Below are 21,577 nucleotides of genomic sequence, written 5' to 3' on the forward strand. Positions count from 1 at the left end.
CCCTGGGCCTTGATTGTGAGCTGGCGGTTTTCGGTGTGCGCCTAGGGCGGGGTTTCGGCGATTTTCCCGCCCTGGGCTCACATGGAACCCCCACGATTCACACCCAACGCCCGACGACGCGACCAGGTCGCGACGCGCCGAGGCGAGATCAAGCCGTGACCGTTTCGCGTTCGGACGGGTATTCGGTGCTGCAAATATTGACAGCCATGTCGCGCCTGAGACCGCTGAGCTCGGCGCTGCTGTCGTTCGGGATTCTGGTTGCGGGACAACCGTTGCTGCCCCTGCCGGTGGCCGGCGCGACCCCGGAACCGGGTGCGGGCCAGACCCCGACCCCGGCTCCGCCGGCCGCTGCGGCGCGCCCGCAGAACTGGGGCAGCTGCAGCCAATTCCTGACCGACACCAGCGACGTCCCCACCGCCCAGTGCACCACCGTGTCGGTCCCCGTCGACTACGCCAATCCGGGCGGCGCGCAAGCCAAGCTGGCGGTGATCCGCGTGCCCGCGACGGGACGACGGATGGGATCGCTGTTGATCAACCCGGGCGGGCCGGGCGCGTCCGCGGTCGACATGGTCGCCGGCATGGCATCGGACCTGGAGAACAGCGATATCACCCGCAACTTCGACCTGGTCGGGTTCGACCCTCGAGGGGTGGGCCACTCGACCCCGCCGTTGCGCTGCCGCAGCGACGCCGACTTCGACGCGTTCCGCCGCGAACCGATGGTCGATTACAGCCCGGCCGGCGTGGCGCACATCGAGCAGATCAACCAACACCTGGCCCAGCAATGCGCCAGCCGGATGGGCAACGCGTTCCTGGCCAACGCCGGCACCGCGTCCGTCGCGCGCGACATGGACACGGTCCGCCAGGCGCTGGGCGACGAACAGATCAACTACCTCGGCTACAGCTACGGCACCGAACTCGGCACCGCCTACCTCGAGGCGTTCGGCGATCACGTGCGGGCGATGGTGCTCGACGGCGCCATCGACCCGACCGTGGACCCGGTCACCGAGAACATCAACCAAATGGCCGGATTCCAAACGGCTTTCAACGACTACGCCACCGACTGCGCCCGCGCGGCCGGATGCCCGCTGGGCACCGATCCGGCTCAATTCGTCAACCGCTACCACGCGCTGGTCGACCCGCTGGTCGCCAAGCCGGGCCGGACGTCGGACCCGCGCGGGCTGAGCTACGCCGACGCGACCACCGGCACCATCAACGCGCTTTACACCCCGGCGCACTGGAAGTACCTGACGAGTGGCCTGCTCGGACTGGCGCGCGGCACCGACGCCGGCGACCTGCTGATGCTGGCCGACGATTACGAGGGCCGCGACAAGACCGGGCACTACAGCAACGACCAGGACGCGTTCAACGCCGTGCGCTGCGTCGACGCACCGACACCGACGGATGCGGCGACCTGGGTCGCCGCCGATCAGAAGATGCGCCAGGTCGCCCCGTTCCTGAGCTACGGGCAGTTCACCGGAAACGCGCCGCGCGACCTGTGCGCGCTGTGGCCGGTGCCCGCCACCTCCAGGCCGCACGCCGCGGCGCCCGTCGCGCCCGGCAAGGCCGTCGTCGTCTCCACGACCCATGACCCGGCCACGCCGTACCAGGCCGGCGTCAACCTGGCCCGGCAGCTCGGCGCGCCGCTGATCAGCTACGACGGCACCCAGCACACCGCCGTGTTCAACGGCGACCAGTGCGTGGACACCGCGGTGGTGCGTTACTTCGTCGCGGGCGCACTGCCGCCCGCGTCGCTGCGGTGCCGGCCCTGAGCCAAACCTCGGGCCTGCCGTCGGCCGTCCTGCTACGTTGCTTGCACCTGACGGATGGAGGACCGCCGGGCTAGTGACAACCGGGGCTAGCTGGTAGGTGGACCGACATGTCGTTTCTCATCGCGGCGCCGGAGCTGATGGCGGCGGCCGCGTCGGATCTGGCCGGTATCGGGTCGACGCTCGGCGCGGCCCGCGCGGCGGCGGCCTCGACGACGGGGGTGCTGGCCGCGGGGGAAGACGAGGTGTCCGCGGCCATCGCGGCGCTGTTCTCCGCCCACGGCCAGCAGTTCCAGGGACTCGGCGCGCACGCGGCCGTGTTTCATGACCAGTTCGTGCAGGCCCTGCGTGCGGCGGCCGGGGGGTATACGGCGGCCGAGGCGGCGAATGTTTCGCCGTTGCAAGCCGTTTGGCAAGACGTGCGAGGGGCGATCAACTCGCCCACGGAGTTGTTGCTGGGGACCCCGTTGATCGGCAACGGCACCAATGGGGCGCCGGGGACCGGACAGCCCGGCGGGCCGGGCGGGCTCTTGTGGGGCAACGGCGGCAACGGCGGGTCCGGCCTGCCGGGGCAACCCGGCGGCCGGGGCGGTAACGCCGGGTTGCTCGGCAACGGCGGGGCCGGCGGGGCCGGTGGGGCCGGCGCAACCGGCGGCGTCGGGGGCGCGGGCGGCACTGGCGGCGTCCTCTTCGGCAACGGCGGTGTCGGCGGCACCGGCGGCGCCGGCCTCGCGGGCGGCGTTGGCGGAACGGGCGGGCCCGGCGGGGCGGGTATCGGTCTGCTGAGCATGGGCGGCACCGGAGGCATGGGCGGGACCGGCGGCACCGGGTTGTCGGGTACCGAGGGCTCCATCAACGGCGGCGACGGCGGGGCCGGCGGCGTGGGCGGGGCCGGCGGCGCAGGCTCGGGCCTGTTCGGCGAAGGGGGCACCGGCGGCGCCGGTGGCGATGGCGGCCCCGGCGGCTCTACCAGCTTCAATGGCGGCGTCGGCGGCACCGGTGGCGCCGGCGGGGCCGGCGGTACGGGCCTCAACGGCGGCCACGGCGGCAACGGCGGCGTCGGCGGCCAGGGCGTGCTCACCACCGCCAGTGGTGCCATCGCCGGCGGCGGTGGCGGCGGCGGTGGCGTGGGAGGCAGCGGCCAATTGGGCGGCTTGTTCGTCACCGGCGGCGCTGGCGGCGCCGCGGGAGCCGGGGGCCAAGGCGGCGGCGCGGAAATAATCGATCCCGCCCTCGGCCTCGACCTCACCAGCAGCGGCGGCGTCGGAGGTCAAGGCGGCGGCCCCAACCTGCTGATCCAGGGCGGTACCGGTGGCGGTGGCGGCGGCGGCGCGGCAGTCAATGTCGGTGCCACCACGATCACCGGCGGCAGCGGGGGCAACGGAGCGGGTCCCGGCGTCTTCGTGCTCAACGGTGGCGTCGGCGGCACCGTCAGCGGGGCCAACGCCTCTGCTGTGGACGCCGCCGGGGGCGGGGGTGGCGGTGGCGGCATCGGCGTCGCCAACGCCGGTGGCAGCGGCGGCACTGGCGGCGGCGTCGACGGCGGAACCGGGGGCAGCGGCGGTCCCGGCGGCATCGGTGGCGTCGGCGGAACCGGCGGCGGCAACGGCCACAGCGGCACCGGAAGCGGCGGCGCCACCGGTGGCGCGGGCGGCCTCGGCGACGTTCTCGCCGGTGGTGGCGGCGGTGGCGGTGGTGGCAGCGCCGCCGTCATAAGTGCCGGCAACGGCACCGCCACCGGCGGCCGCGGCGGCACAGGCCTCTAGCGCACCCGAATCAAGGGCGGAGCGCTGCAACGGTTCTGAGCGGGCGTCGGTAACACAAAATTAACAGCGGTTGCCTACTGTTCGAGTTATGGATCGACAGAAGGAATTCGTCCTCCGCACGTTGGAGGAGCGAGACATCCGCTTCGTTCGGCTCTGGTTCACCGATGTGCTCGGCTACCTGAAGTCGGTAGCCATCGCGCCGGCCGAACTCGAAGGCGCCTTCGAGGAGGGCATTGGCTTCGACGGATCCTCGATCGAAGGCTTCGCGCGTGTCTCCGAATCCGACACCGTCGCCAACCCCGACCCGTCGACCTTCCAGGTGCTGCCCTGGGCGACCCCGTCCGGCCACCACCACTCCGCGCGGATGTTCTGCGACATCACCATGCCCGACGGCTCGCCGTCGTGGGCAGACCCGCGGCACGTGCTGCGCCGCCAGCTGCAGAAGGCCAACGACCTCGGCTTTTCCTGCTACGTGCACCCCGAAATCGAATTCTTCTTGCTGGAGTCCGGCCCCAACGACGGGTCGAGGCCCATCCCCGTCGACAGCGCCGGCTACTTCGACCAGGCGGTGCACGACTCCGCGTCCAACTTCCGCCGGGACGCCATCGAGGCCCTGGAGTTCATGGGCATCTCGGTCGAGTTCAGCCATCATGAGGGCGCGCCCGGTCAGCAGGAGATCGACCTGCGCTTCGCCGACGCGCTGTCGATGGCCGACAACGTCATGACGTTCCGCTACGTCATCAAGGAAGTCGCGATCGAAAACGGCGCGCGGGCGTCGTTCATGCCCAAGCCCTTCGCCGAACACCCCGGCTCGGCCATGCATACCCACATGAGCCTGTTCGAGGGCGACGTCAACGCGTTTCACAGCACCGATGACCCGCTGCAACTCTCGGACGTGGGCAAGTCGTTCATCGCCGGGATCCTCGAGCACGCCTCGGAGATCAGCGCCGTCACCAACCAATGGGTCAACTCCTACAAGCGGCTGGTGCAGGGCGGCGAGGCGCCCACCAACGCGTCGTGGGGGGCGGCCAACCGGTCGGCCCTGGTGCGGGTGCCGATGTACACACCGCACAAGACGTCGTCGCGGCGGATCGAGGTGCGCAGCCCCGACTCGGCGTGCAATCCGTACCTGGCGTTCGCCGTGCTGCTGGCCGCCGGACTGCGCGGCGTGGAGAAGGGCTACGTGCTGGGGCCGCAGGCCGAGGACAACGTCTGGGACCTGACGCCCGAGGAACGCCTCGCGATGGGATACCGCGAGCTGCCCACGAGTCTCGACGCGGCGCTGCGCGCCATGGAGGCCTCCGAGCTGGTCGCGGAAACGTTGGGGGAGCACGTGTTTGACTTCTTCCTGCGCAACAAGCGCACGGAGTGGGCCAACTACCGCAGCCACGTCACGCCCTACGAGCTGCGCACCTACCTGTCGCTCTAGCTCACACCCTGCGCCGATCGGTCTGAGAGACGGGCGGCTTGCGCTACGGTCGTGGTCGTGACCAAACCCGCGACCGAACGCCCGCGGCTGCCCAGCGTGGGCCGCCTCGGGTTGGTCGACCCTCCCGCCGGTGATCGTCTGGCGCAGCTGGGTTGGTACGAGCGCGACGACCAGAACTACATCGACCGGTTGTGGGCGTTGTCGCGCGCGCCCGACCCCGACGCCGCGCTGCGGGTGCTGGTGCGGCTGTGGGAGAACCCGGACAGCGATTGGGACGAACTGAGCGCCGCGCTGCTCACCGAACGCGGGCTGCGCGGCCGGCTGTTCGGGGTGCTCGGCTCGTCGCTGGCCCTCGGGGATCACCTCGCCGCCAATCCGCAGTCCTGGAAGTTGTTGCGCGGCAAGGCCCGCCTGCCCTCGCGCGACGAACTGTGCGCGACATTCCTCGAGTGCGTCGACGAGGCGCTGAGCGGCCCCGGGTCGGCGCTGGAACGCCTGCGCATCCTTTACCGGGACCAGCTGCTGGTGTTGGCAGCCCTCGACCTGGCCGCCACGGTCGAGGACGAGCCGGTCCTCCCGTTCACCGTGGTGAGCGCCCAGCTGTCGGACCTGGCGGACGCCGCCCTGGCCGCCGCGCTGCGGGTGGCCGAGGTCAGCGTGTGCGGCGACCGCACGCCGCCCCGGTTGGCGGTCATCGCGATGGGCAAATGCGGTGCCCGCGAACTGAACTACGTCAGCGATGTCGACGTCATCTTCGTCGGTGAGCGCGCGGACGCGGTCACCACCCGGGTGGCCAGCGAGATGATGCGGGTGGCGTCGTCGGCCTTCTTCCAGGTCGATGCCGGGCTGCGGCCGGAGGGCCGCAGCGGCGAGCTGGTGCGCACCGTCGAATCGCACATCGCCTACTACCAGCGTTGGGCCAAGACGTGGGAGTTCCAGGCGCTGCTGAAGGCCCGGGCGGCCGTCGGCGACGCCGAGCTCGGCGAGCGCTACCTGGCCGCGCTGACGCCGATGGTCTGGGTCGCCTGCGAGCGTGAGGATTTCGTCGTCGAGGTCCAGGCCATGCGCCGCCGGGTGGAGCGGCTGGTGCCTGCCGAGGTGCGCGCGCGCGAGATCAAACTCGGCAGCGGCGGCCTGCGGGACGTGGAGTTCGCCGTGCAGCTGCTGCAGCTGGTGCACGGCCGCACCGACGAGTCGCTGCACGTGGCCTCGACGGTCGACGCGCTGGACGCGCTGGGCCGGGGCGGCTACATCGGACGCGAGGACGCGGCGAACCTGACCGCGTCCTACGAGTTCCTGCGGTTGCTCGAGCACCGGCTGCAACTGCAGCGGCTCAAGCGCACCCACCTGCTGCCGGAGGTCGATGACGAGGAGGCGGTGCGCTGGCTGGCGCGCGCGGCGCACATCCGGCCCGACGGCCGCCACGACGCGGCGGGGGTGCTGCGCGAGGAACTCCGGCACCAGAACGTGCGGGTGTCCGGCCTGCACGCCAAGCTCTTCTACCAGCCGCTGCTGGAGTCCATCGGGCCCGCCGGCTTGGAGATCGCGCACGGCATCACCTCCGAGGGCGCCGAGCGGCAGCTCGCGGCGCTGGGCTACGAGGGACCGCAGACCGCGCTGAAGCACATGTCGGCGCTGGTCAACCAGAGCGGGCGGCGCGGCCGGGTGCAGTCGGTGCTGCTGCCACGGCTGCTGAACTGGATGTCCTACGCGCCCGATCCCGACGGCGGGCTGCTGGCCTACCGGCGCCTGTCGGAGGCGCTGGGCGGGGAGAGCTGGTACCTGTCCACGCTGCGCGACAAGCCCGCGGTGGCCCGGCGCCTCATGCACGTGCTGGGGACCTCCGCCTACGTGCCGGACCTGCTGATGCGCGCGCCCCGGGTGATTCAGGACTACGGCGACAGCCCGGGCGGGCCCAAGCTGCTCGAGACCGACCCCGCCACGGTGGCCCGGGCGCTGATCGCCTCGGCGAGCCGCCACGCTGATCCGGTGCGGGCGATCGCGGCCGCGCGCACGCTGCGGCGCCGCGAGCTGGCCCGCGTCGGCTCGGCCGACCTGCTCGGTTTCCTCGAGGTCACCGATGTGTGCAAGGCGCTCACGTCGGTGTGGGTGGCCGTGCTGCAGGCCGCCCTGGACGCGATGATCCGGGCCAATCTGCCCGAGGACGGTAGGGCGCCGGCGGCCATCGCGGTCATCGGCATGGGCAGGCTGGGCGGCGCCGAGCTGAGCTACGGGTCTGACGCCGACGTGATGTTCGTCTGCGAGCCCGCCCACGGCGTCGACGACTCGCACGCGGTGCGGTGGTCGACGACGATCGCCGAGCAGGTGCGGGCGCTGCTGGGCACGCCCAGCGTCGACCCGCCGCTCGAGGTCGACGCAAACCTGCGGCCCGAGGGTCGTAGCGGCCCGCTGGTTCGCACGCTCAGTTCCTACACCGCCTATTACTCGCAGTGGGCGCAGCCGTGGGAGATCCAGGCGCTGCTGCGCGCGCACGCGGTCGCCGGCGACGCCGAGCTGGGCCAGCGGTTCTTGGTGATGGCCGACCAGACGCGCTACCCTCCCGACGGCGTGTCGGCGGAGGCGGTACGCGAAATCCGCCGCATCAAGGCCCGCGTCGAATCCGAGCGGCTGCCGCGGGGGGCGGACCCCAACACCCACACCAAGCTGGGGCGCGGGGGACTGGCCGACATCGAATGGACCGTGCAGCTCATGCAGCTGCGGCACGCGCACGAGGTGCCCGCGCTGCACAACACGTCGACGCTGGAATCCCTGGACGCCATCGCCGCGGCCGGCCTGGTGCCCGCCGAGGATGTGGACCTGCTGCGGCAGGCCTGGCTGACCGCCACGCGGGCCCGCAACGCGCTCGTGTTGGTGCGCGGCAAGCCCACCGACCAGCTGCCGGGGCCGGGCCGTCAGCTCAAGGCGGTCGCGGTGGCCGCGGGGTGGTCGTCCGACGACGGCGGCGAGTTCTTGGACAATTATCTGCGGGTAACGCGCCGGGCAAAAGCCGTGGTGCGCAAGGTGTTTGGAAGTTGAGTCAGGAGGCCGGCGCGTTGGACGCCACTTTCGAGGTGCTCAGCGCGGCGGAAGCCCAACGCGTGACGGCCCTGTACACCCCGCTGGCCGACGCGGTCCGCGATCTCATCGACGCCACGATCCGGACCGAGGCCGACGAGGGCGTCGTCGCCGACGCGCGATCCGCGATCGAGGCCGTCACCAAGTCGCTGCGGCAACGGACGCGGCCGATGGGGGTGACCTACCGCGTCGACGGCGGCCGACCGCTGACTCTGGGCAACGCCGCGATCGGCCTGGGCAACCCGATCGCCCCGCCGGTGATCGTGCACCACGACGGCGGCGGCCGGTGCTGGAGCGAGTTCGTCCTCGGGACCGCCTACGAGGGCCCGCCCAAGCTGGTGCACGGCGGGGTGAGCGCCCTGGTGCTCGACCACATGCTGGGCGAGGCGGCCAGCGAGGGGCTGTCCAAGCCGCGTTTCACGGGGACCATCACCGTGAAGTACCTGCGCGGCACCCCGCTGGGCCCGCTGCGCTCCGAGGCGTGGGTCGAGCGCAAGGAGGGCGTCAAAGTGTTTGCACGCGGCACTATTTCGGACGCGCACGGGGTCACCGTCGAGGCCGAGGGCGTCTTCATCGAGCCGTCGTGGGCGAGGGAAGCCGAATGAAGTTCTACGTCAGCAGCGCCTTCTTGAACACCCGGGAGATCGTCGAAATCGCCAGGGCCGCCGACGAACTCGGCTACAACGGTGTTGGCATCCCCGACCACGTCGTCAACCTGGAGACCCTGGACACCCCGTACCCGTACACCAAGGACGGCCAACGACGGTGGCAGGCGTTCACCGACTGGCCCGACCCCTGGGTCCTCGTCGGCGCGCTGGCCCAGGTCACCACCCGGCTGCGGTTCGTCACCACCGTCTACATTCCCGCCATGCGCAACCCCTACTCGGCGGCGAAAGCCATTGGCACGGCGGCGGTTTTGGCGTCCGGCCGGGTGGAGCTCGGGATCGGTGTCGGCTGGTGCCGTGAGGAGTTCGCCTTGATGGGTGAGCGGTTCGACGCCCGCGGCAAACGCACCGACGAGATCATCGAGCTGATGCGGGCGCTGTGGCGACCGGGCTGGGCCGAGTTCGAGGGCGCGTTCTATCGGACACCGCGCCTGGAAATGGAGCCGACGCCGCCGCCGATACCCGTGTACGTCGGCGGGCTCAGCGACATCGCGTTGCGCCGCGCCGCCCGCAACGACGGCTGGATCGGCGACCTGATCAAGACCGATCGGGCCATCGAGGCCGTGGGCCGGCTGCGGGAACTGCGGGCCGAACTCGGCTTGTCCATGGACGATTTCACCATCCTGACCCCGCTGACCGACGCCTTCACCACCGCCGACTATCAGCGCGCCGCGGACGCCGGCATCACCGGCATCATCACGATGCCATGGATGTTCTACTCCGGCCCGGACGCCACGCTCGCCGACAAGATCGACGGCATGCAGCGCTTCCGTAAGGACCTGTCGCTCGACCGCTAACCGCCCCGGGGGGTCCGAAAGCATTCCGTCTCCCGCTGGTTTGGCATAACGTGTCTGGGGTGGAGCTGTTTGGAAACCACGAAATAGTGCCGGTCGAACTGCTCTGCTCGCAATACGCTTAATCGCGAAAGTGAGCGGAAAACCCGATATCCGAGACTTCGCTGTGGTTGGCGCAGGTCTGGCGGGTCTGCGCGCTGCGATAGATCTCAGTGCCGCAGGCGCGACTGTGACCGTATTCGAAGCACGAGACCGCGTCGGCGGGCGGGTACTCTCCGCGCCGCCGAGCGACGCAAACGTCGCGGCGCCACCGCTGGTGCTCGACCTGGGCGCGCAGTGGGTCGGACCTGGCCAGACCGAAGTACTGCGGCTCGTGGAGGAGCTCGGGCTGCACCTCATCTCGACCGATGTGCCGGGCCGGGTGATCTGGGATCTCGACGGCCGGGTGACGCTGGGCGTTGGTTCGCACCCTCCGCTGCCTCCTCATGCTCTGGCGGAGGTGCTGGTGAATGCGGCGAAGGTGGCCTGGATGTCTAAGCGGATCCCGCCTGAGGCGCCATGGCGAGCTTCGAAGTCACAGCAGTGGGACCATCTCACGGCTGAGGAATGGATACACCGGCATCTCCGAACTGCGAGCGGGCAGGAATTTGCCCGCATGTATGTGAGGGGGAGTGCGTCGATCGAGCCGCGCGACACCTCTCTGCTGGGGATGCTCTTTGACCTGAGGTCGACGGGGACCGTGCGGCAATTGATCACTGCTGAGGCGTTCCGTGTGCAGGAAGGCAGTTATGAGCTCGCCCGACGACTGGCCGATCGGCTCGGTGAGCGAATCAGGTTTGCCGATCCGGTGCGCGCCATTACGCAGGATAAGCAGGGGCTTCTCGTCGAATCCGATAGCTGCGTGCTGCACTGTCGACGGGGAGCGGTCTGCCTTCCGCCGCCGCCGGCCGGCCGGATTTTGTACACGCCCGCCCTACCTGAGCAACGAAGCCGTTTGCTGGCCAACCTCCCAATGGCTCCGTCGATCAAGTTCCACGCCGTCTATCAGCGCCCGTTCTGGCGTGACCGGGGGTTGAGCGGACAGGCCTGGGGGGCCACAGGTGCCGTGGGTCTGACTTACGACAACTCACCGGACGACGGGACCGGGCGCGGTGCGCTGGTCGGGCTGGTGGTGGCCGATGAAGCCCGCCGGCTAAGTGGTCTCGATTCCGTTGGCCAGGAGCGGGAAATCCTTGCGTCGCTGGGTCACCTGTTTGGTCGGGACGCCGTGACCCCAGAGAGACTAGTGATCCAGAATTGGTGCGCCGAGGAGTGGACGGGCGGCTGCTTTGCCGCATATTTCCCGCCGGGCGCCTGGACCAGCTACGGGAAGGCGTTCTGCGCGCCGTGTGAGCGGATCCATTGGGCGGGGACGGAGACGTCTGGCGAATGGCATGGCTACATGGAGGGGGCCGTGCGTTCGGGAATCAGGGTCGCCAGAGAAATGCTGCTGGCCGACGCGGGAGCCGCCTGATTACTTACCACCGGAGCCGTTCCTGCGGATCGCGTGCGCGGCCGAGTTTTGCTTGCTGGCCTCGCCCGCCTTGCTTGGTTGCTTCTTTCGCCCTCGTAACCACCACCAAACGGCGGCGCCAAAAATAGTGAGCCAGCTTGCCACGGTACCTGCGCGGCACCCCGCTGGGCCCGCTGCGTTCCGAGGCGCGGATTGACCGCCAGGAGGGCGTCAAAGTCTTTGCGCGCGGGACTATTTCGGACGGGCACGGGGTCACCGTCGAGGCGGCGGGCGTCTTCATCGAGCCGTCGTGGGCGAGGGATACCGAATGAAGTTCTACGTCAGCAGCGCCTTTTTGAACACCCGGGAGATCGTCGAGATCGCCAAGGCGGCCGACGAACTCGGCTATGACGGTGTCGGGATCCCCGACCATGTCGTCAATCTGGAGACCCTGGACACCCCGTACCCGAACACCAAGGACGGCCGGCGGCGCTGGCAGCCCTTCACCGACTGACAGCGCTTCCGCAAAGACCTGTCGCTCGACCGCTAGAATTTGCCGGTGGCTTTCACGGTCGTTTTCAGCAACGGTGAACCGCGCGATTACGGCGCCTTCGACAGCTACGAGGTCACCGACGCGGGGGTGCTGATCATCTCGATGCATCGCGAAGACGTCGAGCGGCATTACGTCGCGCCCGGTGGCTGGCTGGAGGTCGTCGAAATGGCCGAGGGGCAACCGGTGCGGATGACCCGTGGGATCCTGGGCCGCCGCCCCGGTTGAGCCTGCGGCGGAGACAGTTTCACCGCCGAGCAGACGCAGAATCGCACCAAAGCGCGGCGGCGAGGGCGATTCTGCGTCTGCTCGCGACGGTTAGACGGGCTTAAACGTCGAAGTAGAGCGAGAACTCGTAGGGGTGCGGCCGGATCTGGACCGGCAGGATCTCGTACTCGCGCTTGAAGTTGATCCACGTCTCGATCAGGTCGGGCGTGAAAACGCCGCCCTCCGTGAGGTATTCGTGGTCGGCCTCGAGCCGGTCGATCACTGCGGACAGCTGGGTCGGCGCCTGCGGGATGTTGGCGGCCTCCTCGGGCGGCAGCTCGTAGAGGTCCTTGTCGACCGGCGCCTGCGGCTCGATCTTGTTCTTGATGCCGTCCAGCCCGGCCATCAGCATGGCCGAGAACGCCAGGTACGGGTTGCCCGACGAGTCGGGGCAACGGAACTCCAGCCGCTTGGCCTTCGGGTTGCTGCCCGTGATCGGGATGCGCACGCACGCCGAGCGGTTGCGCTGGCTGTACACCAGGTTGATCGGCGCCTCGAAGCCCGGCACCAACCGCTTGTAGGAGTTCACCGTCGGGTTGGTGAACGCGAGCAGCGACGGGGCGTGGTGCAGCAGGCCGCCGATGTAGTGCCGCGCGGTGTCCGACAGGCCGGCGTAGCCCGTCTCGTCGTACATCAGCGGGCTGCCGTCCTTCCACAGCGACTGGTGGGTGTGCATCCCGGACCCGTTGTCGCCGAACAGCGGCTTGGGCATGAAGGTGACGGTCTTGCCGGCCTGCCACGCGGTGTTCTTGACGATGTACTTGTACAGCTGCATGTCGTCGGCCGCGTGCAGCAGCGTGTTGAACTTGTAGTTGATCTCGGCCTGGCCGCCGGAGCCCACCTCGTGGTGGCCCTTCTCCAGGGAAAAGCCCGACTGGATCAGGTTGTGCAGCATCCGGCTGCGCAGGTCGACGTAGTGGTCGACGGGCGCGACCGGGAAGTACCCGCCCTTGGGGCGGACCTTGTAGCCGCGGTTGGGGCTGCCGTCGCTCTCGTTCGGCTCGCCGGTGTTCCACCAGCCGGAGATCGCGTCCACCTCGTAGAACGAGCCGTTGGTGCGCGAGTCGAAGCTGACCGAGTCGAAGATGTAGAACTCGGCCTCGGCGCCGAAGTAAGCGGTGTCGGCGACCCCGGTGCTCTTCAGGTAGTTCTCGGCCTTGCGCGCGATGTTGCGCGGGTCGCGCGAGTAGGGCTCCAGGGTGAACGGGTCGTGCACGAAGAAGTTGAGGTTCAGGGTCTTGGCTTCGGTGAACAGGTCGATCCGAGCGGTCGCCGGGTCCGGGAGCAGCAGCATGTCGGATTCGTGAATCGACTGGAAACCGCGAATCGACGAACCGTCGAAGGCCAAGCCGTCCTCGAACACGCTCTCGTCGAAGAACGAAACCGGAATCGTGAAGTGCTGCATGATGCCTGGCAAGTCACAGAACCGGACGTCGACAAACTCGACATCCTCGTCCTTGGCGAGTTTGAAGACGTCGTCGGGCGTCATTTCCGTCACAGAATTGCTCCTTTACTTGGTGATCCGCGGCCTGACGCTATGGAGCTGATGTTGCCCGTCAGTCAACCCGATGTTGCGCAGAGGTTACGTGACCATGCTTCCCCGCACCAGAATCCGGGTCGCTGACGGGTTCTATTGTGGGGCCATGGACGGCAGCATCGTATCTGGTCGGCAAGACGGACACACCGTCGCATCCCCGCTGCGTCGCGGGCTTGCGCGGCGGTTCCACCGGGCCGTCGGAAGCCGCCCGTGACCGACGGTTTGCCGGGATCGCGGTCCGCTTTTCCGGGCGAGAGCCTCGGCCTGCCGCAGGCGGGCCCGGGATCCTTGGCGCCGATGGGCCGACGGCTGGTCGCGCTGATGATCGACTGGCTGATTTCGTACGGCCTGGGCGCGCTGGCCATGGCGTTCGGCCTGTTTTCCCAGCGGACGCTGGCGACCGCGGTGTTGGTGATCTGGTTCGCGCTCGGGGTGGTGGCGGTGCGGCTGTTCAGCTTCACACCGGGGCAGTTGGCGCTGGGTCTGCAGGTGGCGTCGGTGGACGGGCGGGTGCCGGTCGGGCTCGGCCGGCTGGTGGCGCGCGGGCTGCTGATCGCGACGGTCATCCCGGCGCTGTTCACCGACTCCGACGGCCGTGGCCTGCACGATCGGCTGACGGGGACGGCGGTGCTGCGGCGGTGACCGACGTTACCTGCGGCGCACCGTGCGCTGCACGCCGCGCATCTTGCCGGCGTTCGGCAGTGGCCCCTTCGGCATGACGCCGGCGCCGGCGCGCGAGCCCAGGGCGGCCAGCCGCGACTCCAGCGTGTCCATCTGCTTGGTGGTGATGTTGGCCGGAAGCTTGGTGAGGTGGCGCTCCAGCTTGCCCAGCGGCACCTCGCCCTCGCCGTTGCCGACGACGATGTCGTAGATCGGCACCTCGCCGACCAGCCTGGCGGTGCGCTTCTTCTCCTGGGCCAGCAGCGGTTTGACCCGGGCGGCCGATCCCTCGCCGACCAGGATCACGCCGGGCCGGCCGAGCACCCGGTGCACCGCGTCGAAGTGGCCGGTCGCGGCGACCCCCGGGGTCACCCGCCACTTGCCCCGCAGGTTGTCCAGCACCCACGCGGCCGCGCCGGTCTGACCTTCGGCTTTGCTGTAAACCGCGCGCTGGGCCCGGCGGCTGAAGATGATGAACGCCGCCAGGACGCCCAGCACCACGCCGAACGGGATCATCGTGATCATGGTCAGCCCGCCGGCCCAGATGCCGACCGCCACCGCGGCGCCGACGATCAGCACAAACGCGCCGATCATGTACGGCAGCAGGCGCTTATCCTCCTTGCGCTGCATGTTGAACGCCTGCCACAACTGGCCGCGGCGCTCCTTCGCGGCGGCCTTGCGGGCGGCGGTTGCCTGAGCCCGGGCGGCCTTGTTCTCGGCGGCGGTGCGGGGTTTAGCCATAAGCACCAAGGATACGTTCGGCCACCGAACGCCGGGACACTCAGGCCGTCGAGGCCCGGTCGCTCACGGCTTGGCCGTAGAGCCGCCCGGCCCGGTACGACGACCGCACCAGCGGCCCGGACAGCACCCCCGAGAAACCGAGGCCCTCGGCGTGCCGGGCGAACTCGTCGAACTCCTCGGGTGTCACCCAGCGCTCGACCGGGTGGTGGCGCGACGTTGGGCGCAGGTACTGGGTGATGGTGATGATGTCGCAGCCGGCGTCGCGCAGGTCGGCCAACGCGCCGCGCACCTCGTCGGCGGTTTCGCCCAGCCCGAGGATGAGGTTGCTCTTGGTGATCAGGCCGAAGTCGCGGGCCGCGGTGAGCACGTCAAGGCTGCGCCGGTAGGTGAAGGCGGGCCGGATCCGCTTGAAGATCCGCGGCACCGTTTCGACGTTGTGCGCCAACACTTCCGGGCGTGACTCGAAGACCTCTTCGAGCCGCGCGGGCTCGCCGTTGAAGTCGGGGATCAACAGCTCGACGCCGGTCGACGGGTTGAGCTCCTTGATGGCCCGGACCGTCTCGGCGTACAGCCAGGCGCCGCCGTCGGGCAGGTCGTCGCGCGCGACGCCGGTGATGGTCGCGTAGCGCAGTTCCATCGTCCGCACGCTCTCGGCGACCCGCCGGGGCTCGTCGCGGTCCAGCGCCGCCGGTTTTCCGGTGTCGATCTGGCAGAAGTCGCAGCGACGGGTGCACTGGTCGCCCCCGATCAGGAAGGTGGCCTCCCGGTCCTCCCAGCATTCGAAGATGTTCGGGCAGCCGGCCTCCTCGCACACCGTGTGCAGGCCCTCGCGGCGGACCAGGCCCTTCAACTGGGTGTACTCCGGACCCATCCGGGCCCTTACCTTGATCCACGGCGGCTTGCGTTCGATCGGGGTCTGCGCGTTGCGCACCTCCAGGCGCAGCAGCTTGCGGCCTTCGGGAGCGACAGTCACATCGTTGATGCTACGCGGGCAACCGGGTGGTCACGCACCGGAAGCGCGCCGTCCAGGGCGTCGCAGACCGCGACGGCGACCGCCGCCCGCACGTCGTCGACGGAGACGGTGCGCCGCAGTTCGGCGGACAGCGACGTCACTCCGGCGTCGCTGATGCCGCACGGGACGATCGAGTTGTAGGCGCCCAGGTCGCAGTCGCAGTTGAGGGCGAACCCGTGCAGCGTCGTCGCCCGCGACACCCGCACGCCGACGGCGGCGACCTTGCGGGCCGGCCGGCTGCCGCCGGCGGGCACCCAGACCCCGGACCGGCCGTCGACCCGGGCGGTGTCCAGGCCCACGTCGCCGCACACCTTGATGAGCGCTTCCTCAAGGCGCCGAACGTATTTGACGACGTCGAGCGGCTCGGCCAGCCCGATGATCGGGTAGCCGACCAGCTGCCCGGGACCGTGCCAGGTGATCTTGCCGCCGCGGTCGGTGTCCACCACCGGCGTCCCATCAACCGGTCGCTCGTGTGCCTCGGTGCGCCGCCCGGCGGTGTAGACCGCCGGGTGCTCCAGCAGCAGCAGGGTGTCGGGACCGCCGGCGACCCGGGCGTCGGCCAGGTCGCGCTGCAGCTGCCAGGCGGTGCGGTATTCGACCGTCCCGAGCTGGCGGACGTCGATCGCGGCCGAACTCGACCGGATGGAATCACTCACCCCGCCGACGCTACTCGGCCCGTCCCCGACCGGCGACGCGACGTTATTAGTCGTGGTCGCGGCGGGCCGTGGCGTAGGCGAGCGCCTCGCCAATGGTGTTGTGGTGGAACTCGAAACCGGCGCGCTCCAGCGCCGACGGAATGGCGCGCTGACCGATGAGCAGCCCCTCGTCCGCGAACTCCCCGAGCGCGGCCCGCACCGCGAAACCGGGCAGCATCAACGGGGTCGGGCGATTGAGCGCACGGCCGAACGCGGTGGTGAACTCCGCGTTGGTCACCGGCGCCGGCCCGGTTAGGTTCACCGGGCCCGACAGCGACGGGTGTGAGATGGCGAACAGCAGCGCCCGCACCTCGTCTTCCAGGGTGATCCACGACATGTATTGCCGGCCGCTGCCCAGCCGGGCGCCCAGGCCCGCCGCGAACAGCGGCCGCAGCCGGCGCAGCGCGCCGCCCGACTTCGACAGCACTAGGCCGGTGCGGGCCAGCACCACCCGGGTGCCCGCGTATTGGGCGGGCAGTGTCGCGGCCTCCCAGTCCTCGCACAGCTGCGCGAGGAAACCGCTTCCCGCCCGGGCGTTTTCGTCGACCACCCGATCCCTGGTGTTGCCGTAGTAGCCGACCGCGCTGGCATTGATCAGCGTTTCGACGCCGGCGTCGGCGACGGCGTTGGCCAGCACCTCGGTCGGAGCGATGCGGCTGTCGCGCAGGCTCTGCTTGAAGGCGCCCGACCAACGGCGCTGCCCGACGTTGACGCCGCACAGGTTGACGACGGCGTCGACGTCGATCAGCGCATCGGCGTCGAACTCGCCGCTCTCCGGATTCCAGTGCAGCTCTTCGGAATTCGTCGGCGGGCGGCGCACGATGCGCAGCACCGGGTGGTCGGCGGCGCGCAGCGCGGCGGCCAAGGCGGAGCCGATCAGGCCGGAGGAACCCGCTATCGCGATGACGGGCTTGGGCACGTCGTCAGAGCCCCAGGTCAGCCTCGAAGGCTCCCTCTTCGAGCCGGTTCTTGATCGTGGTGAGGAAACGTCCGGCGTCGGCCCCGTCGATCAGCCGGTGGTCGTAAGTCAGCGGGAGATAGCAGATCGAGCGGACGCCGATCGACTCGTTGCCGAACTCGTCCACGATCACCCGCGGCCGCTTGACGATCGCGCCGGTGCCGAGCATGGCCGCCTGCGGCGGAACCAGGATGGGGGTGTCGAACAGGGCGCCCTGGCTGCCGATGTTGGTGATGGTGAACGTGCCGCCGGACAGCTCGTCGGGCTTCAGGTTGCCCGACCGGGCACGCTCGGCGATGTCGGCGATGGCCCGGGCCAGCCCCGCCAGCGACAGGTCGCCGGCGTTGTGGACGACGGGCGAGAGCAGGCCCTGCTCGGTGTCGACGGCGAAGCCGAGGTGCTCGGCGTCGTAGTAGGTGATCTCCTTGGTTTGCTCGTTGTAGCTGGCGTTGATGTTGGGGTGGATCTTGAGGGCGTCGATCACGGCGCGGGCGATGAACGGCAGGTAGGTCAGGTTCACCCCCTCACGCTCGGCGAACGAGGACTTGGCCCGGGCCCGCAGCCCCACGATCTTGGTCATGTCGACCTCGTGGGTCTGGGTGAGCTGCGCCGTGGCCTGCAGCGATTCGCGCGTCTTGGCCGCGGTGAGCTGCCGGATCCGGCTCGCCTTCTGGGTGGTGCCGCGCAGGTGGGCCAGCGCGGGCGCCGGGGTGGGCGCGGCGGCGGGAGCCGCCTTGCCCTCCGCAGCCGGGGCGGCGGCGGGCGCCGCGGCCGGTGGGGGCGCCTGCTTCGCCTGTTCCTTTTTCTGGGCCGCGGCGAGCACGTCCTGCTTGCGGATGCGACCGCCGACGCCGGTGCCGGCGACCTCGGAAAGGTCGATGTTGTTCTCGTTGGCCAGCTTTCGCACCAGCGGGGTCACGTACGGCGCGCCGTCCGCGCTGGGGGCGCCGGCCTGCGGCGCGGCGGGAGGGGGCGGTGCCGGTTCGGGTTGCGGCGCCGGTGCGGGTTTGGCCGCCGCCGGCTCCGGTTTGGGTTCGGGCTTCGGCTCCGGCTTGGGCTCGGGTTGTGGTGCGGGCGGCGCCGGGGGCGCCGAGGGAGCCGGCGCGGCGGCCTCCGTTCCGGCGCCGATCCGGGCCAGCTCGCCGCCGACCGGGACGGTCGCGTCCTCCTCGGCGGTGATGCTCACCAGGACGCCGGCCACCGGCGAGGGAATCTCGGTGTCCACCTTGTCGGTGGACACCTCCACCAGCGGCTCGTCGACCTGAACCGAATCGCCGACCTTCTTCAACCAGCGAGTCACGGTGCCCTCGGCCACCGACTCGCCGAGCTCGGGCATCAGCACCGGCTTGGAGTCGCCGGAACCGCCGCCCGACGCGGCCGGCTGGGCGGGCGGCGCCGGCGCCGCCGGCTGGGGCTCGGGTTCGGGCTTGGCCTGAGGTTCGGGCTGGGGCTCCGGCTCCGGCTGTGGTTCCGGTTGGCTGGGCGCCTGGGGTTGGGCCTGGGGTTGTTCTCCGGCGTCGCCGATCACGGCCAATTCGCCGCCGACCTCGACCGTGTCGTCCTCCTGGGCGACGATCTTGGTCAGCACACCGGCGGCCGGCGACGGGATCTCGGTGTCCACCTTGTCGGTCGACACCTCGACGAGGGGCTCGTCGAGTTCGACCGTGTCGCCCTCCTGCTTGAGCCAGCGGGTGACCGTCCCCTCGGTGACGCTCTCACCGAGTGCCGGCATCTGGACGGAGAAGGCCATCTTTTCTGACTCCTCGATCGCTCGTGGGTCGGGGCGGGTCGACTATCAAAACTATCCTGTCACTGCGCATTCGTCGGCACACATCCAGGGCGACCGCGTTCGGCTGCCGGGTCGGCGCCGACGCGCTTGCTACCGTGTGGCCACTGGCGTCAGGGTCCAGTCACAGCGGGAGGTGCGATGCCGGAGCTACAACAGGTACCCCAGCGGTTCGTCGACAGCACCGACGGCGTGCGCATCGCCGTATACGAGGAGGGCAACCGCGAGGGCCCGACGGTCGTGCTGGTGCACGGCTTCCCCGACTCGCACGTGCTGTGGGACGGCGTCGTCCCGCGGCTGGCCGAGCGATTCCGGGTCATCCGCTACGACAACCGTGGCGTCGGCATGACGTCGGCGCCCAAGGCGGTCTCCGCCTACACCATGGCCCGATTCGCCGACGACTTCGCCGCGGTGATCGGCGAGCTGAGCCCCGGCCAGCCGGTGCACGTGCTTGCCCACGACTGGGGTTCGGTGGGCATCTGGGAGTACCTGAAGCGGCCGGGCGCGAGCGACCGGGTCGCCTCGTTCACGTCGGTGTCCGGCCCCAGCCATGAGCAGCTGGTCGACTACATGTTCAGCGGGCTGCGCCAGCCCTGGCGGCCGCGCAGGTTCCTGCGCTCGATCACACAGGCGCTGCGCCTGACCTACATGGTGTTCTTCTCCATCCCGGTGCTGGCGCCCCTGTCCCTGCGGCTGGCGCTGTCGGTCCCGGCCCTGCGGCGCAATGCCGTCGACAACATCCCCGCCGAAAAGATCCACCATTCGGACAAGCTGCCCTCCGACGCCGCCCGTTCGGTGAAGACCTACCCCGCCAACTACTTTCGCTCGTTCTCCATGCGTGGCCGGCCGCAGACCGTGGACGTGCCCGTGCAGCTCATCGTCAACACCCGCGACAAGTACGTGCGGCCCTACTCGTTCGACGAAACCGCACGCTGGGTGCCGCGGTTGTGGCGCCGCGACATCAGGGCGGGCCACTTCTCGCCGATGTCGCACCCGCAGGTGATGGCGGCCGCGGTGCACGACTTCGCCGACCTGGTCGACGGCAAGCCGCCGAGCCGGGCCATGCTGCGCGCGCAGGTCGGGCGTCCCCGCGAGTACTTCGGCGACACCCTGGTGTCGGTCACCGGCGCGGGCAGCGGCATCGGGCGGGAGACCGCGTTCGCCTTCGCGCGCGAGGGCGCCGAGCTGGTCGTCAGCGACATCGACGAGGCGACCGTCAAGGAAACCGCCGCCGAGATCGTCGCCCGCGGCGGCGTCGCGCACGCGTACGTGCTCGACGTGTCCGACGCCGACGCCGTCGAGGCGTTCGCCGAGCGCGTCAGCGCCGAGCACGGCGTCCCCGACATCGTGGTCAACAACGCCGGCATCGGCGCGGCCGGGGGATTCCTGGACACCCCCGCCGAGCAGTTCGACCGGGTGCTCGACATCAACCTGGGCGGTGTGGTCAACGGCTGTCGGTCCTTCGGCCGGCGCCTCGTCGAGCGCGGCACCGGCGGCTACATCGTCAACGTGGCGTCCATGGCCGCCTTTTCGCCGCTGGGATCGCTGAGCGCCTACTGCACCTCTAAGGCGGCCACCTACATGTTCTCCGACTGCCTGCGGGCCGAACTCGACGTTGCCGGCGTCGGGTTGACCACCATCTGCCCCGGCGTCATCAACACCAACATCATCAGCACCACCCGCTTCGCCGCGCCGGACGGCAAGGACGAGCGCGTCGACGAGCGGCGCGGCCAGATCAGCCGGATGTTCGCGCTGCGCCACTACGGGCCGGACAAGGTCGCCAAGGCGATCCTGTCGTCGGTCAAGAAAAAGAAGCCCATCCGGCCCGTCGCTCCGGAGGCCTATGCGGTCTATGGCCTGTCCCGCGTGGCGCCGCAGGCGTTGCGCAACGCCGCGCGGGTGCGGGTGATCTAGACGATGGTGGCGACCCGCTTCGCCCGGCTACGCCGCGCTCGCGGTCGCCACTAAACCCCCGTCTGCCGGGCGCCTTGGCGTCCCACCGCCAGCCCACCGCCGACGGCGAGGAGCCCGACGACGGCCAGCGGGATGGTCCAGCTCCGCCGACTGTTCACCGAGGACTGGCATTGGGCAACGTAGTCGGTGTGGGGGAGGACCTGGTTCAGGATGGGGATGTTGGCGCCGTTCTTGTCGTTGGCGCTCCTGGCGCTCGACAAGTCGGTGGCAATTCCGTTCCCGCATGACACGGAGTTGCCGCTGCCGTCCGACACGGACACCGGCACCAGCAACCCGATGATGCCGGCCAGCAGGAGCACCGCGCCCACCGCGATGATCAACCGTCGCACAGTCACAATTGGCCTCCCGTCACACGCGTGTCTGGTAACGCCTTAGTAACCACTGGTCGCGGCCGTTAAACGTTTGCCGCG

The 21,577-nt window shown here is 69.9% G+C and carries 17 protein-coding genes and 2 pseudogenes; 12 read left to right on the forward strand and 7 right to left on the reverse strand.

Going from position 1 to position 21,577, the window contains the following annotated elements:
- The first annotated feature begins 197 nt into the window (after positions 1-197).
- The 10 genes and pseudogenes from AC5Y4S_RS19625 to AC5Y4S_RS19670 all read left to right on the forward strand — a co-directional run bounded on the left by AC5Y4S_RS19625 (position 198) and on the right by AC5Y4S_RS19670 (position 11,765).
- Complete coding sequence (locus AC5Y4S_RS19625; RefSeq protein WP_500034623.1) at positions 198-1,769, forward strand: alpha/beta hydrolase; 1,572 nt, start codon at positions 198-200, stop codon at positions 1,767-1,769.
- Between the two features lie 107 nt (positions 1,770-1,876).
- On the forward strand, positions 1,877-3,532 hold the full coding sequence (locus tag AC5Y4S_RS19630; protein WP_500034329.1) for a PE family protein: 1,656 nt from the start codon (positions 1,877-1,879) through the stop codon (positions 3,530-3,532).
- Between the two features lie 88 nt (positions 3,533-3,620).
- A complete protein-coding gene (glnA, locus tag AC5Y4S_RS19635; protein ID WP_068101920.1) occupies positions 3,621-4,961 on the forward strand; it encodes a type I glutamate--ammonia ligase in 1,341 nt (446 codons plus the stop codon).
- A 51-nt stretch (positions 4,962-5,012) separates the two neighbouring features.
- Positions 5,013-7,997 carry a bifunctional [glutamine synthetase] adenylyltransferase/[glutamine synthetase]-adenylyl-L-tyrosine phosphorylase gene (locus tag AC5Y4S_RS19640; RefSeq protein WP_500034330.1) on the forward strand — a complete coding sequence of 995 codons (2,985 nt, stop codon included), beginning with the start codon at positions 5,013-5,015 and terminating at the stop codon, positions 7,995-7,997.
- On the forward strand, positions 7,994-8,641 hold the full coding sequence (locus AC5Y4S_RS19645; protein WP_085187314.1) for a PaaI family thioesterase: 648 nt from the start codon (positions 7,994-7,996) through the stop codon (positions 8,639-8,641). Before AC5Y4S_RS19640 ends, AC5Y4S_RS19645 begins: the two co-directional genes overlap by 4 nt.
- Positions 8,638-9,498 (forward strand): TIGR03619 family F420-dependent LLM class oxidoreductase, encoded by an 861-nt coding sequence (locus AC5Y4S_RS19650; protein ID WP_500034331.1) that lies wholly within the window; start codon positions 8,638-8,640, stop codon positions 9,496-9,498. Before AC5Y4S_RS19645 ends, AC5Y4S_RS19650 begins: the two co-directional genes overlap by 4 nt.
- Positions 9,499-9,661: 163 nt before the next feature.
- Complete coding sequence (locus AC5Y4S_RS19655) at positions 9,662-11,008, forward strand: flavin monoamine oxidase family protein (protein WP_500034624.1); 1,347 nt, start codon at positions 9,662-9,664, stop codon at positions 11,006-11,008.
- Positions 11,009-11,151: 143 nt separating this feature from the next.
- Positions 11,152-11,319, forward strand: a pseudogene (locus AC5Y4S_RS19660) (hotdog family protein); the annotation flags it as partial.
- Positions 11,316-11,498, forward strand: a pseudogene (locus AC5Y4S_RS19665) (LLM class F420-dependent oxidoreductase); the annotation flags it as partial. The pseudogenes AC5Y4S_RS19660 and AC5Y4S_RS19665, both read left to right, overlap by 4 nt.
- Before the next feature lie 48 nt (positions 11,499-11,546).
- On the forward strand, positions 11,547-11,765 hold the full coding sequence (locus tag AC5Y4S_RS19670) for a hypothetical protein (protein ID WP_066937719.1): 219 nt from the start codon (positions 11,547-11,549) through the stop codon (positions 11,763-11,765).
- 100 nt (positions 11,766-11,865) lie between these two features.
- Here the strand turns inward: AC5Y4S_RS19670 and glnA (AC5Y4S_RS19675) are convergent, their stop codons facing one another.
- Positions 11,866-13,302: a type I glutamate--ammonia ligase gene (glnA, locus tag AC5Y4S_RS19675; protein ID WP_068101914.1), complete on the reverse strand. Its 1,437-nt coding sequence runs from the start codon at positions 13,300-13,302 to the stop codon at positions 11,866-11,868.
- A gap of 261 nt (positions 13,303-13,563) precedes the next feature.
- Between glnA (AC5Y4S_RS19675) and AC5Y4S_RS19680 the strand changes: the two genes are divergently transcribed.
- Complete coding sequence (locus AC5Y4S_RS19680; protein ID WP_068184285.1) at positions 13,564-13,983, forward strand: RDD family protein; 420 nt, start codon at positions 13,564-13,566, stop codon at positions 13,981-13,983.
- A 6-nt stretch (positions 13,984-13,989) separates the two neighbouring features.
- Here the strand turns inward: AC5Y4S_RS19680 and AC5Y4S_RS19685 are convergent, their stop codons facing one another.
- The 5 genes from AC5Y4S_RS19685 to sucB are packed head-to-tail and all read right to left on the reverse strand — an operon-like array spanning position 13,990 to position 19,157.
- Positions 13,990-14,742: a DUF4191 domain-containing protein gene (locus AC5Y4S_RS19685; protein WP_500034332.1), complete on the reverse strand. Its 753-nt coding sequence runs from the start codon at positions 14,740-14,742 to the stop codon at positions 13,990-13,992.
- 40 nt (positions 14,743-14,782) lie between these two features.
- The gene (gene lipA / locus AC5Y4S_RS19690) at positions 14,783-15,715 is read right to left on the reverse strand and encodes a lipoyl synthase (RefSeq protein ID WP_500034333.1); all 933 of its coding nucleotides are present in this window, start codon (positions 15,713-15,715) and stop codon (positions 14,783-14,785) included.
- A complete protein-coding gene (lipB, locus tag AC5Y4S_RS19695) occupies positions 15,712-16,410 on the reverse strand; it encodes a lipoyl(octanoyl) transferase LipB (RefSeq protein WP_500034334.1) in 699 nt (232 codons plus the stop codon). Before lipB ends, lipA begins: the two co-directional genes overlap by 4 nt.
- 46 nt (positions 16,411-16,456) lie before the next feature.
- A complete protein-coding gene (locus AC5Y4S_RS19700; RefSeq protein WP_500034335.1) occupies positions 16,457-17,368 on the reverse strand; it encodes a TIGR01777 family oxidoreductase in 912 nt (303 codons plus the stop codon).
- A 4-nt stretch (positions 17,369-17,372) separates the two neighbouring features.
- The gene (sucB, locus tag AC5Y4S_RS19705) at positions 17,373-19,157 is read right to left on the reverse strand and encodes a 2-oxoglutarate dehydrogenase, E2 component, dihydrolipoamide succinyltransferase (RefSeq protein ID WP_500034336.1); all 1,785 of its coding nucleotides are present in this window, start codon (positions 19,155-19,157) and stop codon (positions 17,373-17,375) included.
- 177 nt (positions 19,158-19,334) lie between these two features.
- Here sucB and AC5Y4S_RS19710 point away from each other — a divergent pair, with 177 nt between their 5' ends.
- Positions 19,335-21,107 (forward strand): SDR family oxidoreductase, encoded by a 1,773-nt coding sequence (locus AC5Y4S_RS19710; RefSeq protein WP_500034337.1) that lies wholly within the window; start codon positions 19,335-19,337, stop codon positions 21,105-21,107.
- 50 nt (positions 21,108-21,157) lie between these two features.
- Here AC5Y4S_RS19710 and AC5Y4S_RS19715 read toward each other — a convergent pair whose 3' ends face one another.
- Positions 21,158-21,502 carry an aminopeptidase gene (locus tag AC5Y4S_RS19715; RefSeq protein ID WP_500034338.1) on the reverse strand — a complete coding sequence of 115 codons (345 nt, stop codon included), beginning with the start codon at positions 21,500-21,502 and terminating at the stop codon, positions 21,158-21,160.
- Positions 21,503-21,577: the final 75 nt, after the last annotated feature.

This window comes from Mycobacterium sp. NGS64 (assembly GCF_059812245.1).